16 protein-coding genes are annotated in these 13,884 nt (G+C 53.9%); 12 read left to right on the top strand and 4 right to left on the bottom strand.

Annotation, left to right across the window (positions count from 1 at the left end):
• Positions 1-143 precede the first annotated feature (143 nt).
• The 3 genes from ureG to Q371_RS01135 are packed head-to-tail and all read left to right on the top strand — an operon-like array spanning position 144 to position 2,189.
• Positions 144-764, top strand: a complete 621-nt coding sequence (ureG, locus tag Q371_RS01145; RefSeq protein ID WP_034334964.1) for an urease accessory protein UreG — start codon at positions 144-146, stop codon at positions 762-764.
• On the top strand, positions 758-1,411 hold the full coding sequence (locus Q371_RS01140) for a hypothetical protein (protein ID WP_034334962.1): 654 nt from the start codon (positions 758-760) through the stop codon (positions 1,409-1,411). The genes ureG and Q371_RS01140 overlap by 7 nt, the downstream gene beginning before the upstream one ends.
• Complete coding sequence (locus Q371_RS01135) at positions 1,404-2,189, top strand: urease accessory protein UreD (RefSeq protein WP_034334955.1); 786 nt, start codon at positions 1,404-1,406, stop codon at positions 2,187-2,189. The genes Q371_RS01140 and Q371_RS01135 overlap by 8 nt, the downstream gene beginning before the upstream one ends.
• Positions 2,190-2,334: 145 nt before the next feature.
• Here the strand turns inward: Q371_RS01135 and Q371_RS01130 are convergent, their stop codons facing one another.
• Positions 2,335-2,835 carry a hypothetical protein gene (locus Q371_RS01130; protein ID WP_034334954.1) on the bottom strand — a complete coding sequence of 167 codons (501 nt, stop codon included), beginning with the start codon at positions 2,833-2,835 and terminating at the stop codon, positions 2,335-2,337.
• 469 nt (positions 2,836-3,304) lie between these two features.
• On the opposite strand from Q371_RS01130, the gene Q371_RS01125 reads away from it, so the two are divergent.
• From Q371_RS01125 to Q371_RS01100, 6 genes are all read left to right on the top strand, one after another.
• Positions 3,305-3,688, top strand: coding sequence for a hypothetical protein (locus Q371_RS01125; RefSeq protein ID WP_034334953.1), 384 nt, complete (start codon positions 3,305-3,307; stop codon positions 3,686-3,688).
• 9 nt (positions 3,689-3,697) lie between these two features.
• A complete protein-coding gene (locus Q371_RS01120; protein WP_034334950.1) occupies positions 3,698-4,096 on the top strand; it encodes a hypothetical protein in 399 nt (132 codons plus the stop codon).
• A complete protein-coding gene (locus Q371_RS01115) occupies positions 4,093-4,287 on the top strand; it encodes a helix-turn-helix transcriptional regulator (protein WP_034334949.1) in 195 nt (64 codons plus the stop codon). The genes Q371_RS01120 and Q371_RS01115 overlap by 4 nt, the downstream gene beginning before the upstream one ends.
• Before the next feature lie 133 nt (positions 4,288-4,420).
• Positions 4,421-4,732 (top strand): hypothetical protein, encoded by a 312-nt coding sequence (locus Q371_RS01110; RefSeq protein WP_034334948.1) that lies wholly within the window; start codon positions 4,421-4,423, stop codon positions 4,730-4,732.
• A gap of 70 nt (positions 4,733-4,802) precedes the next feature.
• Positions 4,803-5,951 (top strand): alkaline phosphatase family protein, encoded by a 1,149-nt coding sequence (locus tag Q371_RS01105; RefSeq protein WP_169743761.1) that lies wholly within the window; start codon positions 4,803-4,805, stop codon positions 5,949-5,951.
• Positions 5,952-5,998: 47 nt separating this feature from the next.
• Positions 5,999-6,631 carry a LysE family translocator gene (locus Q371_RS01100; protein WP_034334944.1) on the top strand — a complete coding sequence of 211 codons (633 nt, stop codon included), beginning with the start codon at positions 5,999-6,001 and terminating at the stop codon, positions 6,629-6,631.
• 17 nt (positions 6,632-6,648) lie between these two features.
• Here Q371_RS01100 and Q371_RS01095 read toward each other — a convergent pair whose 3' ends face one another.
• From Q371_RS01095 to Q371_RS01085, 3 genes are read right to left on the bottom strand one after another with little or no spacing between them, the layout of a single operon-like run.
• Positions 6,649-6,936, bottom strand: a complete 288-nt coding sequence (locus Q371_RS01095) for a hypothetical protein (protein WP_034334943.1) — start codon at positions 6,934-6,936, stop codon at positions 6,649-6,651.
• Between the two features lie 30 nt (positions 6,937-6,966).
• On the bottom strand, positions 6,967-9,462 hold the full coding sequence (locus Q371_RS01090; protein ID WP_034334940.1) for a polynucleotide kinase-phosphatase: 2,496 nt from the start codon (positions 9,460-9,462) through the stop codon (positions 6,967-6,969).
• Positions 9,459-10,826: a 3' terminal RNA ribose 2'-O-methyltransferase Hen1 gene (locus Q371_RS01085; protein ID WP_034334937.1), complete on the bottom strand. Its 1,368-nt coding sequence runs from the start codon at positions 10,824-10,826 to the stop codon at positions 9,459-9,461. Before Q371_RS01085 ends, Q371_RS01090 begins: the two co-directional genes overlap by 4 nt.
• A gap of 370 nt (positions 10,827-11,196) precedes the next feature.
• Between Q371_RS01085 and Q371_RS01080 the strand changes: the two genes are divergently transcribed.
• From Q371_RS01080 to Q371_RS01070, 3 genes are all read left to right on the top strand, one after another.
• The gene (locus Q371_RS01080; protein WP_034334935.1) at positions 11,197-11,736 is read left to right on the top strand and encodes a phosphoribosyltransferase family protein; all 540 of its coding nucleotides are present in this window, start codon (positions 11,197-11,199) and stop codon (positions 11,734-11,736) included.
• A gap of 346 nt (positions 11,737-12,082) precedes the next feature.
• Positions 12,083-12,292 (top strand): hypothetical protein, encoded by a 210-nt coding sequence (locus Q371_RS01075; RefSeq protein WP_034334934.1) that lies wholly within the window; start codon positions 12,083-12,085, stop codon positions 12,290-12,292.
• A 297-nt stretch (positions 12,293-12,589) separates the two neighbouring features.
• The gene (locus Q371_RS01070) at positions 12,590-13,870 is read left to right on the top strand and encodes a replication-associated recombination protein A (protein ID WP_034334932.1); all 1,281 of its coding nucleotides are present in this window, start codon (positions 12,590-12,592) and stop codon (positions 13,868-13,870) included.
• Positions 13,871-13,884: the final 14 nt, after the last annotated feature.

Here is a 13,884-nt window from a genome sequence, read left to right as displayed (position 1 = left end):
TGCCTCGCCCCTACAAATTCCCTTGAAGATTTTATCTACGTGTCGCACGATGCTCTCTGCTCTCTGCTCTCTGCTCTCTGCTCTCGGCTCTCGGCAAAAAGGCAAGCCCCTACAAAAATCCTCAAACCCCATAAGGAGCAACAATGACCGTCAAAATCGGCGTAGGTGGACCCGTCGGCAGCGGCAAGACCGCTTTGCTGGAAAAGCTCTGCAAGAAAATGCGCGATGAATACAGCATCGGCGTGATCACCAACGACATTTACTGCTACGAAGACGCAGAAATTCTCGCCCGAGCAGAGGCCCTGCCCCTCAACCGGATTAAAGGGGTCCAGACCGGAGGATGCCCCCACACCGCCATCCGTGAAGACCCGAGCATCAATCAGGAGGCCGTAGACGAAATGCTCGAAGCCCTGCCTGATCTGGACATCCTGTTCATCGAATCAGGCGGGGACAACCTCGCATCTTCCTTCAGTCCAGAGCTGGTCGATGTGTTCATCTTCGTGCTGGACGTGAGTGGGGGAGAGAAGGTGCCCAGAAAAGGGGGACCTGGCATCGTGCGTTCAGATTTGCTGGTCATCAACAAGATTGACCTTGCTCCTCTGGTGGGTGCCAATCTGGAGGTCATGGACCGGGACACCCGGATCCAGCGCAAGGACCGTCCTTATGTGTTCACCAGCCTGAAAAACGAGGATGGCCTGAACCGCATCATCGGGTGGATCAAGCAGGATGTGCTCTTTGAGGCCAAAGAGGAAAACCTGTGCTGACCCTCTTGGCCCTCGGGGTGTTGCTGGGCATGAAGCACGCCCTCGAACCGGACCATCTGGTGGCGGTCAGCACCATGCTGCACAAAGAAAGGCGCTTGTTGCCTGCCCTGAAAGTGGGGGCCACATGGGGACTTGGGCACACCACCACGCTGGCCCTCGGGGTGCTGTTTCTGTTTCTCCTCAAACTGCCGTTGCAGGAAGACAAGCTGATTTACTTTGAGGCTCCAGTGGCGGTGATGCTGCTTCTTCTGGGTGGCAAGGCCATTTATGACCTGTTCACCGCAGGAAAAGAGCTGTATTTCCATTCCCACGATGGCCTGACCCATGCCCACACCTTCAAACTGTTTGATCCTGAGAAGCGCCATTTCAGGAGTTATTTTGTGGGTCTGGTGCATGGTCTGGCAGGCAGTGGCGCCATGATGCTCTTTCTGGCAGGTGAATTTCCCACACCTCTGGAAGCCCTGCTTTATACCGTGCTGTTTGGGGTGGGAAGCATGGTGGGGATGGCTCTGGTGTCTTGCGGAATCGCCATTCCTTTCGTGGCCAGCCGGAACAAACCCATGCTCTATCAGGGTTTGACCCTTGTGGCAGGCGCAACCAGCCTGTTTCTGGGAGGCCAGATCATCTGGGAGATTGCCCATGCATAGTGTTCTGGAATTGACCTTTGGCGTTGAGCAGGGAAAAACCGTTCTGAAAAGCCAGTATGCCTTTGGTGCCATGAAAGTGGTGCGTCCCTTTGAAGTGTCGGATTACGCTTTGTTGCAGATTGCCAGCGTGACCCCCGGCATCCACAACGGCGACCATTACCAGCTTTCCGTAAAACTGGAAGCAGGGGCCAGAGTGATTTTGCTGAACCAGTCTGCAACCAAGTTGCATGGCAAGAAAGCAGGGGTTGCCCTGCATGACATCCAGCTTCAGGTGGCTTCTGATGCCCATCTGGAATATTATCCGGGCCTCACCATTCCTTTTCGGGATGCCCATTACCAGCAAAACACCCATGTTCAACTTGAAGCAGGTGCCCGGTTTGGCATCATGGAAAGCTGGAGTGCAGGGCGAATTGAACGCGGTGAACTCTGGCAATTTGAAGCTTTAAAAAGCACCGTCAAAATCGATCTGGATGGGACGCCCCTGTACCGCGATGCCTTCGAGGTGGGAGGAGCACCTCTGGAGGGGCTTACGGATGGTTTTCCTTTGTGGGCCTCTGGATTCTGGCATGGCCTGCCCGCCTTGGAATCCTGTTTGCAAGAAGGTCAAAGTTTGATGGGGTGTGGAACCACCAGAGCAGGAGGGCAATACTTCCGGTTGCTGGGTCACGACACCCTCGAATTCCAGCGCCAGATGACCGATTTTGTGCATGAGCGCTGGGAGCGCACCGCAGGGATCAGGGTGCCTTTTGCCCGGTTTTCCAGCGGGGTGTTTTTGTAAAAGAAGTGGACAGTTTACAGTAGACCGTTCACAGCGAACCCGTGCGAAAAATCTCCTTGTACAGCTCCAAAAATCAGGCTGCCTGATTTTTCATGCAATTTGGAATCCATTCCTGCTGTCAACTGTTCACTGTGAACTCTGTGGCTCAGATCTTTTTCCAGGGCAAAGCCTTCAAATACTGCTGCAAGCTGCTCCCATTCCCCTGAAGGGCCAGAGCCAGCAGTTTTGCGGTGGGTCTGGCCTCAACAATGTAACGGGTGCCGTCGGGTTCCACTTTGCCGAGGCGCAGCACGGTGCCGTTGCGGGGCTTGAGTTTCTCGGGGTCCATGTATTGCACTTTGGCCCCAATCACGATGGCTTGCGCGGGCAGTTCTCGGGTCAGTTCACTGGTGAAGGGTTTTCCGGTCTGGCTGTGAAACTCGATGGCGTAACGGGTGTAACGTCCAGAGCTTCCGGCCCCTTCGAACAGCACGGTGTCCAGCAGGCAGCCTTCGCGCAGGTGCACATTCAGGCCGGGAATGGGCAGGTGGTTCAGCTCTGGGGCTGGGGTTTCTTGGCGTTTGGGCAGAACAGGTTGATTGAGCAGGTTTTGCAGGTGTTGCAAAAAGCGATTTTGGGTTGGGGGTTGGGCAGGCAGGTCCATCATGTTTTCATCTCTCCTGTACGTCAGATAATACGTATGACGTGACTCTAAAGAGCATTATGGGTTTTTGTGTCAGCTTTGCGTGTGCCCATTTCCTCTTGACAAAATCCTTCTGCTGATTGCAATTTGGCGTATCGGTGATGCTTATGGAAGGGTGCTCGAATGGCCTATAGAGCCTCGCTCTGGTTGTGAAATGGTCTTCTGAAACGGTGAGGTCTTCTTGTGTGTTGCTACCTGTCAGACAGAGACACCCGATGTCAGCGAAAGAACAAGTTTTTTGAACCGTTGGCAAACGCAAAAACCCCAGAGTGTGCTTCCTGGTGATGGCTGTTCGCTGAAAGCGGTCAGCTTTCTCAAATGATGTGCCAGAGGTCGGTCTTTGCGACTGACCTGCATCAGAAGTGTAAAGGACGCTTGACATCTGACCAGAAACCTCTAAGATAAAGTCAAGTAAACTTGACAGGGGGCAGGCATGAATCGAGAAAAAAGGATCCTGAACACCATGAAAAATGGAGTCACTGCTGCCATCATCATTGGGATTCTGGCCATTGCAGCCTTGCTGCTGGCTCCACACCTGAAATCCAGTGACCTGCTGACAGGGGTGGGGACTGGCTTGCTGGTGATGTTGCCCGTTTCCTTGATTCTCATGACCTTGCGGGGTTACCGCAAAATGGATGAATTCGGGCAACTGATCACCCTGAAAGCTTGCTCGGTGGCCCTGATGGTGGTGATGGGCCTGTGCATGGTGTATTTCCCCCTCCAGATGGTTTTGCACCTTCCGGCTTTGCCACTGTGGATCATCTGGGTGGTGGGAAGTGTGACCTATGGAATTGCCATGGCTGTTCTGTCACGATAGGAGGGTTTAATGAACCGGGACCAACGCCTCAAAAAAGTTTTCCAGAGCATGACCCTCACCGGGGTTCTCATTTCCCTCCTGACCGTCCTGACCTCCATGGTGCAAGACCAATTTCCTCCCAACAGTGAAGCCAGCGATTTCTGGCATGGGGTGGTGGTGGGCATCCGCACTGCTTTTCCTTTTGCTTTTCTGTTTCTGGTGGTGCGGGCTTATTTCACCATGGATGAATATGGTCGCCTTCAGATGGTCAAAGCTGCTGCTGTGGGTTTTCTGGTGACCATGGTGTTCAGCATGGGGTATTATCCCCTGCAAGAGGCCGGAAAAATCCCTGCATTGCCTGTGTACACCCAGTGGCTTCTGGGCTTGATTGCCTTCATGGTCAGCATGGGGGTGCAGTCCAGATCATGAAAAACCGCATCAAGGTTCTCAGGGCAGAACGCAACCTCACACAGGCGGATCTGGCCGTGATGCTGGACACCTCCCGCCAGACCATCAACGCGCTGGAAACTGGGAAATACGATCCCAGTTTGCCTCTGGCCTTCAAGATTGCCAAAGTGTTCAGTTTGAGCATTGAAGACATTTTTCAATACGAAGAATAGCCTTCTGAAAGGTCAAAAAGTTTAAGCCAGAGTGCAGCTGTGTGAACCAGACCTCTGGCTTAAACTTGTGGTCATGAAACGGATTTTTTATCCCGAGGAGCCCTCTGATTAGGACGACAGGGAGCGTCCTGACATGGCTTACAAGAACTTCAAGAAACACCGGGACCGGCACAAAATCATCCTCAGACGGCTTCGATATGCTGGATTTTGCAGAGGAGAATTCGAAGAAGAATATGCTCTGATGCGCCACAAACTGTTCTTCAGAAGTGGATCAAGGTGGTATGCAGACCATCAGGGTTACCGTTTCATCAAAGACCAGTACCAGAGGTTCTGGCGCAGACAGGGCAAACGCATGTGTCGTTATGCACTTCTGGACATGGAAAAACACTTTGAATCTGAAAATCCACATGCCAGAAAAGGTGAAATCTGGTGGATCATCCGCTGAAAAAGAGCCCGAACAGGGCTCTTTCTTTTTTGAAGGCCCATAAGAGCACAAGGCAAGTAAAATGACCAAGATGCAGCATTTGTCTCACTTTCAAAAACCAGAGTATTTTGGCGGAAGCATTTTGAACCTGATCAGCAGCATCCAGAGCCATTTTGGCCTGATCCCTCAGCATGCTCCTTTGCGAGATGGGGTGCATTTTCAAAAGAAAATTGTGCTTTTGGTGATCGATGGTCTTGGAAAACAGCAACTCGGCAGGCATCAAGAGGCAGGGGATTTGTCTGTTCTGAGCAGCTTCGATGAAATCCGAACCCTCAGCAGTGTCTTCCCCAGTTCCACCATGGCGGCCATGACCACCCTGCACATGGGGGCACCTCCTGCACAGACCGGATGGCTGAGTGGATGCCTCTGGTTGGAAGAACTCGGGCAGATTGTGAACACTGTGCATTCCAGAGATGAACATTCCAGAGCGTGGGTCAATCTGGACTTCATGCGAACCACCCGTTCGGTGTACCAGCAACTCTCTGAAATCCATGTCAAAAGCACCGTGATTTATCCAGCCGCTTTTTCGGGGTCATTCCTCAGCAACTGGCACCATGAGGGGGCTTCAGAAGTGGGGTATTTTTTCACCCCCAACAGCATTCCCACGCTGGTCAAAGACGCCTTGACCAGTTCAGATTACGTGGTGGTCTATTACCCCCACTACGACGACATATGCCACCGTTACAGCCCTGAAAGCCCTGAAGCCACCGATGAAATTCAGGGCATCAACAACCTCTTGGAAAGGATTTTGCAGAGGCTCCCAGAGCAAGTCACTGTGCTCTTGACTGCCGATCATGGTCACAAATCCATCCACGCAGGCATCTGGGTGGACCAGCATCCAGAGGTGCATGAACACCTTTTGCTGCCAATCTCTGGAGAGAAAGTCGCACGTTATTTGCATGTCAAACCGGGACACCTTGAAGCAGTGCAGGAGATTTTTGCACAGTGGGCCGATGTGGTCCCCTCAGAGCAACTCTGGGAAGAAGGTTATTTTGGCGGAGATCCAGCACACCAGACTTTTCTTTCTCGCACAGGTGATCTGGTGGCCCTGACCAGAGGTTTCACCGACCTCCACTGGGAATACCATCCAGAGGTGCGCAACATCAAAGGCTGGAAAGGCAACCATGGTGGTCTCTCTGAAACCGAAATGCTGGTGCCTCTGGGGATTTTAAACACCTGACTTGACTTCACCGTTCCAAATGTGGATTGCTGAATCAAGGAGATCCCATGCCAGAGACATCCACCCTGCTGATTTTCATGCTTTCAAGCCTCGCTTTGCTGGTGATTCCGGGTCCAGCGGTGCTCTACATCGTGACCCGCAGTGTCCAGCAAGGCCGAACCGCAGGTCTGGTGTCTGCTCTGGGTGTGGGTCTGGGAAGCATGGTGCACATTCTGGCAGCAGCAGCAGGGCTTTCGGCGCTTTTGCTGTCATCGGCTTTGGCTTTCACGGTGGTCAAGGTGCTGGGTGCAGGGTACTTGCTTTACATTGGCATTCGGACCTTGCTGGACCGTACCCCTCTAACCACTGAAGAAGACATTCCAGCTCTGCCTCTGGGCAAGATTTTCGCTCAGGGGGTGGTGGTGAACATCCTCAACCCCAAAACCGCCCTGTTTTTTCTGGCGTTTTTGCCCCAGTTTGTGCACCCTGAAACCGGCTCGCCCCTGATCCAGATCCTGATCCTCGGGTCCTGTTTTGTGGTGCTGGGCGTCTTCAGCGACAGCATGTACGCGTTGCTGGCAGGCTGGCTGGGAAAACGCCTGAGGAAAAACCAGACGTTCCTCAGGCGACAGAAGTATTTTGCAGGGAGCATTTACATGGCTCTGGGTGTGGTGGCCGTGGGACTCAAGGAGAGCCATTAAGCTTTCAGATGAAAAACCTATTTCATGGTTTCCAAACTGAATTCAAGGCGTTCAAGATATGCACTGGGAACCTCTGGACGGGTGCTTAAAATGTGAAGGTGTTTCTCCCACAAGTCCACAAAATCCCTCAGGTCACTCTGATGGAGTTGATCCAGTGTCAGGTAGCCCACTTCATGGGCGATTCTCAATTGCTCTGTTAAGGTCGGTGAAGTGGATTTTTGGATCATGAATTCCAGAATGTTCTGGAAAGCCATGTTTGAAATGGCAAATCCTTCTCCATCTTCCTGAAACTCAATCACTGCCATGCTCTCCTCCAAAGACAAACCTTGAATTCCTCACAACCTCGGGTCAATCCCCTCAGATTCCAGAGCCAGAATCCCCAGCACGCATTCGTGCACCTTCCAGAGTGGCTCATGGTGTACAAAGCGCCTTAAAGCCTCGATGCCCAGATGGAATTCACGGGTGGCCCGTTCCCGCTTGGCTCCCAGTGCCCGTTTGCGTAAACGGTCCAGATGGGCGGTGTATTCGGGACCGTAAATGATCCGCAGGTATTCCCGACCACGGATTTTGAGGGTGGGCTGGACTTTGCGCTCGGGGACAAAGTCCATGGGTTTGACCACCATGCCTTCTTTGCTTTGCTCGGTCAGGGTTTCCCACCACCTGATGGCCTGCTGGATGCTTTCTTCGTGGTTCAGATCCACCACCTGATAAGGGGTGGACAAAAGCAGCACATCTGCTTCACAGAGCTTTTCGAGGGTTTCCATGTGCCAGAGGTGGGTTTTGTCGGTGTACACATGCCCTTCGGTGGCCAGCAGATGGAAAGGTGCAAAACGCAGGTCTTCAAGGCTGTTCACCGCCTGGCAGTAATTGCGGTAGGCCTGCATGTAGTGCTGCAGGTTGTCCAGTCGAGCTTTTGCCTGTGCCAGATGTTCTTTTGCCTGTGGGTGCTTCTCCAGCAGCGCAACAGCGGTGCTCAGGGCATGGGTGCCAGAGGTTCCGGTGGCTGCGTACTGCTCTTTCAAAAGGGAGGTGGCTTTGAAGGACCACGGCAGCAATTCCCCATCCAGACACACCCAGTCGGTCTGGAAGGTGTCCCAGAAACCGGATTTTTTCAGTGCCTGCTGCATGCGTTCCAGAAAGGCCTGTTCCAGTGCAGCATCATTGAAGAAGGTCCGTCCAGTGCGGGAGTACATCACACCTGCTCTGGGTTCAGACAGGCCGAAACGGCTTTGGGCCACTTCAGGGGTGCTGCACACGATCACCACTGCCCGAGAGCCCATGTGTTTTTCTTCGCAGACCACATGGGTGAGGCCCTGCTTCTGGTAGTACTTGAACGCATCTTCAGGGTGTTCCAGCACATCTTCCCGCTCACTGGTGTGGGCAGGGGAGACGGTGGGAGGAAGGAACACCAGCCACCTCGGGTCCAGAGCAAAACGGCTGGCGGTTTCCAGTGCAGCAATGTTGTTGGCTTCAGGGATTCGCACCGTTCCAACTGCAGTCTCGATGAATTTCTCACGGGCGAAGTCCTGCCAGCGCAAGGACTGGTCTGCTGCCTGCTGGGCGTTCAGCAGGGCTTTCAGTTGTTTGCCCGGCTCGTGGTAGACCTGCCTGGCCTGCACGCTGTGGGTGGTCAACTCTGGGTATCGCAGGGCAGTCAGTTTGCCACCAAACACGCATCCTGTATCAATGTCGATGGTGTTGTTGACCCACTGCGCTTCTTTGACGGCAACGTGTCCATAAACGACTCTGGCTTTGCCCCGGTAATCTTTGGACCAGTCCAGACGGACAGGGAAGCCCTCGGGGTCGGTTTCGCCAGTGGTGTCTCCATACAGGCAGAATTCCCGGACCCGCCCAGAGGTGCGTCCGTGGTATTTTTCGATCAGTCCGGCGTGGGCCACCACCACCTGTCCGTCGTCCAGCAGGCAATGGCTGACGAGTTTCTCCAGAAACAGCCGCACTTCTTTTTTGAAGTCCTCGGAGGTGTGTTCCAGTTGCTCTGCGGTTTTTTCCAGACCGTGGCGCAAGGTGACCCGTTTCCCCAGCAGGTAACGCTTCAGTTTTTCATCGTGGTTGCCGGGAACACACAGGGCATGCCCAGCGTTCATCATGTTCATGACCAGTCTGAGCACACCGACGCTGTCTGGGCCACGGTCCACAAGGTCGCCCACAAAGACCGCCATACGGCCCTCGGGGTGATGGGCTTGCAGGTCATCGGTCACGGTGTAACCCAATTCCAGCAGTAACTCGCGCAACTCTTCGAAACAGCCGTGCACGTCTCCGATGAAGTCAAAAGGACCATGCAGGTGTTTGAGGTTGTTGTACAGCGGTTTGCGCTCGATGACCAGAGTGTCCAGATCTTCAGGTTTCAGCACATGCACCTGACGGAAACCTTCTTTTTCAAGGTTCCGGATGCTGTTTTTCAGCTGATAAGCATGCTTGCGAATCACAGAGGCTGGAAAATGCCGGTCAGGCCGGGCTTCGTGGCGCTCCAGCAGGGTGGCCTCTGGAATGTCCAGCACCAGAGCCACCGTCAGCACATCGTTGGCTCTGGCGGTTTTGAGGATCTGGGCTCTGGCGTCTTTTTGCAAGCTGGTGGCATCAATCACCGTGAGTTTGCCCAGTCCCAGACGCTTGGCAGCCACATGGTGCAGCAGCTCAAAGGCTTCTCTGGTGATCTCCAGATTGTTTTCGTCGTCGGTCAGCAGGCCCCGGAAATAATCGCTGGACAGCACTTCCGTGGCCTTGAAGTGCTTGCGTGCAAAAGTGCTTTTTCCGCTGCTGGATGCCCCGATCAGGGCCACCAGACACAACTCAGGAATCTGCAAAATCATGGGTTCCTCTTTTCAATGGGTGTAAACGTGAAAATGGCCATCTGGGTCGGAGGGCCGTACTGCTCGTGCACATCTCCCACCATGCGGAATTCTGCGGTATAGCCGTAAGTGCTGCACACCTGCTTGGCCCAACTCTGAAACTCTGCCCGGCTCCATTCAAAGCGGTGGTCATGGTGCCTGAGGCCCTGCATCCCTTCAAACAGCACGTTGTATTCCACGTTGGGGGTGGTGACCACCACGGTTCGGGGTTTCATGTGCCCGAAAACGCTGCGTTCCATGGCCTGCAAGCGGTCTGGGTCAAGGTGCTCGATCACCTCTACCAGAGCTGCCCCCTCAAATCCAGTCAGGCGGTCATCCAGATAGGTGATGGAGGAGTGCAGGAATTCCACAGGTTTGCCCTCGTATTTTTCGCGGGCCAGCATGAGGGGCCGGATGGAGGCATCCACAGCCACAATCCGCTGAAAGGGATGCTTCAAAAGGTGACGCAGCAGGTTTCCTTCTCCACACCCGAGGTCCAGCACCGTTTTGGCTCCACTGGCAACCAGAGCTTCACACACGGCAGTCAGACGCTGTCGGTTCAGGGAAATCCGAACTTCTTTTTCCTCTGGGGTTTCCTGCTCCGGCTTTTCTTCCTCCTCTGGCTCAAATCGCTCTGCAGCCTGACGGATCAGCCTCTGGCGGTATTTGAGGTATCTTTTGAGAATCAATTCACGATCAGGGTGTTGTTCAAGCCACCCCTCCCCATTTCGCAACAATTTTTCAATTTCAGAGGCATCGATGAAATAGTGCTTGGCATTGTCCAGCACCGGAAGCAGCACATAAAAATGCTTCAGGACCTCCTGCACCATCCGTTGCACTTTGAACTTCACATGGAAATACGGGCCAGAGCCCCACTCTGGAAACTGTTCATCCAGCATGAGGGGCTGAACCTCCAGCACATATCCCAGAGGTTCAAACATTTTGCGGATCAGGTCTTCGCCTCCGTGGCAGCGCAACACCGGAATTTCAATTTCAAGATTCAAAGCCTGCTGGACCAATTCAGGGCGCCCCTGACTTTTGCCGTTCATGGCGGTGCGGAAAGCATCCCCCAGAACCACACTCAGGAAACTGTTGGCGGTGTAGGGCCGGTCATTCACATAAGGTTCCAGTGGACGGCTTTCATTTCCAGCACTCCAGCGGGACAATTCGATGGGATCGACGTGAACCATCAAGCAAAGGGTGGCATGGGATTCGGCGACTTCTGGATAGAAGATCGTGCTGCGGCCAAAGGGCAAGTTGAAATCCTGCACTCTGTCAGGATGCTTGTGCAGCAGGTATCCCAGATCGCTGGCCGGGGTGTGATTTAAACGCAATAAAAACAACATACGCAGTCCATTGTTTCATGGGCTGCGCATGTTGAAATGGGCAAAAACACCTGCTTCTGGCACACCGGGGGTCAGCAACATCAAATATATGAAGATCGCTTGAATTCCTCGGGTAGGCTTCCCTTTCCACCGTCCGTCCTGTCACTTGCGAGAGGGCTTGACTTTGAGTCACGGTATTTTCTGGCTCAGGGTGTGTCGTCTGCAGGTATGCCTTACTGTACTGCTCGGGTGTGGGTGACATTCAAGCCCATGAAGAATGTCCCGAGGTTTTTGGTGTTCAAGGTGTCTGATGGGGTCTTTGTCGGATTCAAGGTGTTTGGAAAACGTTCCACATGCATGAAGGCCCCAAAAAGGATTACAATGGCAGTTTGTGAGAACCTATTCTGTGAACATTGGTGGCGTGGCCCGTGAGCTTCCCATCGTGGAACTTGCTCCGGGCCTGAGTGTGGCCCTTTTCAACATGCTGGGCGACACTGAAGTGACCGAATCAGCAGGCAAAGCCCTGGCAGACCTGATGCCTTCTGAAGTGGATGTGCTGGTCACCCCCGAGGTCAAAGCCCTGACCCTTGCCCATGTGGTGAGCCGTGAAAGTGGCAAGCCTTACGTGGTGGTGCGCAAAACCCAGAAACCTTACATGGTCAATCCGGTGGTCCGTGAAGTGCTGTCCATCACCACGGGCAAACCCCAGACCCTTGTCCTGGACGGCATGGATGTCGAAAACCTGAAAGGCAAAAAAATTGCCATCATCGACGATGTGGTGTCCACCGGTGGAACCCTCAAAAGCCTTTCCAAAATCATCTCAGAGGTGGGCGGAGAAGTGGTGGCTGTGCTGACGGTCTTCACCGAAGGCGATGAGCGCGACGATGTGATTGCTCTGGGACACTTGCCCCTCTTCAAAGTGGAAAACTGAATCGAGCAAAGTTCACCATCTTGCTGGTGATCTCTTGAAGCCAAACTGAATCCACCTCTCTCAATTTTGCACAGATCCTCCAAAAAGGGTCTGTGCGTTTTTTGGCGTATTCAGCGCAATTTCAGCGGATTTGTCATCAAAACATCAGAGGAAATTTAGAATTTATGAACCTTTAGAGCCCCATTCACAATGGTATCGGTTCCAGATTTGACAGCGTGCAAAGTTCAACTTATGATCAATATTAAGTTAGACAACTGACTTGTCCCTTTCCCATTCCCTGTAAAACCCGATTCCCAAAACAGCACCTTGCAGGGTGCATCGCCCTTTTTTTGATCAGGAGGATCTTATGAAAAGAACCAGTACTTCGAAGTGCAGTGCCCGCTGGGTTCCCGGAACCTCCAACCGACTGTTCGTTGAAACCCCCGAGGGCAGCAGCGAAGTCAGTCTGGAGCGCTTTGTGGAGGTGTGTGGTCGCCAGGCCACCCACGACCTGTACCTGCGTGGCACCATCACCGTCGAGCTCCCCGAGAACCTGATCCGTACCCTTGTCGCCTGACCCAAGGTTCACAATGTTGCCGCTCTGGATTTTGTCTGGGGCGGTTTTGCTTTTGCCGAGGGTTTGAAAAGCAGAAGGACGAAAGCAGAAGGCAGAAGGCAAAAAAGGCTGATGCAACACAGGGCGAGGCATGCCTCGCCCCTCCGGTTCAGCTTGAGCATTTCTACCAAGAATTGCAGGATGCTCTCGGCTCTCGGCTCTCGGCTCTCGGCGGGTCGCAGACCCTTCTGCCTTCTGCCTTCTGCCTTCTGTAAGCAAAATGCTTTATTCCCCCAACCTCACACTTAAAATGAAACCGTGACCCTCTTTGAACCCCCACCTCCACTTGCTGAACGCCTGAGACCCACAAATCTGGATGAGGTGTACGGCCAGAGGCATCTGCTTGCCCCCGGCAAACCCCTCAGGCGCATGCTGGAAGGTGGTTTCCTGAGTTCCTTGATCCTCTGGGGGCCTCCGGGGGTCGGGAAGACCACGCTGGCCCGTCTGATCTCCCGGACTGCCAAAGCACATTTCATTCAGCTTTCGGCGGTGACAGCAGGCATCAAAGATGTGCGAGAGGCCGTCGAGGTGGCACAGAGGAACCGCACAAAAGGTGAGCGCACCGTGCTGTTTCTGGATGAAATTCACCGCTTCAACAAGGCACAGCAAGACGCTCTGCTTCCCCATGTGGAAAGCGGTCTCCTCACCCTGATTGGGGCCACCACCGAAAACCCCAGTTTTGAAGTGAACCCGGCGTTGCGTTCCAGAGCCCGCACTCTGGTTTTGAAACCCCTGACCGATGAGGACATCTCGGGCCTGCTGGACCGTGCCCTCTCTGACCCCAGAGGTTTGCCGGGGGTGACCTTTTCGCCAGAAGCCAGAGAACTGCTGATTCAACTGGCCGATGGGGACGCCAGAAGGTCGCTGGGGGCTCTGGAAGTGGCTTCCACCATTTCCAATCCCATCACTCCGGAGGCGGTCAAAGAGGCGTTTGGCACCCATGTTCCCAGCATGGACAAACAGGGTGAGGATTTCTACAACCTGATTTCTGCGCTTCACAAGAGCGTCCGGGCTTCCCATGTGGATGGTGCCCTGTACTGGTTGGCTCGGATGGTGGCTGGTGGGGCGGACCCCATCTACATTGCTCGCAGGATTGTTCGGATGGCGGCAGAAGACATCGGCCTTGCAGATCCCAACGCCCTGAAACTGGCCATGAGCGCCCAGCAAGCCATGCACCTGCTGGGAAGCCCAGAGGGAGAACTGGCTCTGGCACAGGTGGTGGTTTATCTGGCTCTGGCCCCCAAATCGAACAGCGTCTACAAAGCGTGGGGTGAAGTCCTGCGCATGGCTGAAGAAGACCGCCAGCATCCCATCCCCATGCACCTGCGCAATGCCGTCACAGGCTTGATGAAATCCCAGGGATATGGCAAAAGCTATGCTTATTATTTTGATGATCCAGAGGGGTCTTTTGCGCAAAGGTATTTGCCAGATGAACTGCTGGATGCTTCCTTTTATGCGCCCACAGGGGAGGGCTGGGAGTCTCGGGTCAGGGAGCGCTGGTCGGCTCTGCAACAGAAACACCACAAAGAAAAACCCTGACTTTGAACGGTCAG

This window comes from Deinococcus misasensis DSM 22328, from assembly GCF_000745915.1.
GTDB classification, from domain to species: domain Bacteria; phylum Deinococcota; class Deinococci; order Deinococcales; family Deinococcaceae; genus Deinococcus_C; species Deinococcus_C misasensis.
Note: the sequence above shows the minus strand (reverse complement) of the source record. Positions and strands in the feature narration are given on the sequence as shown.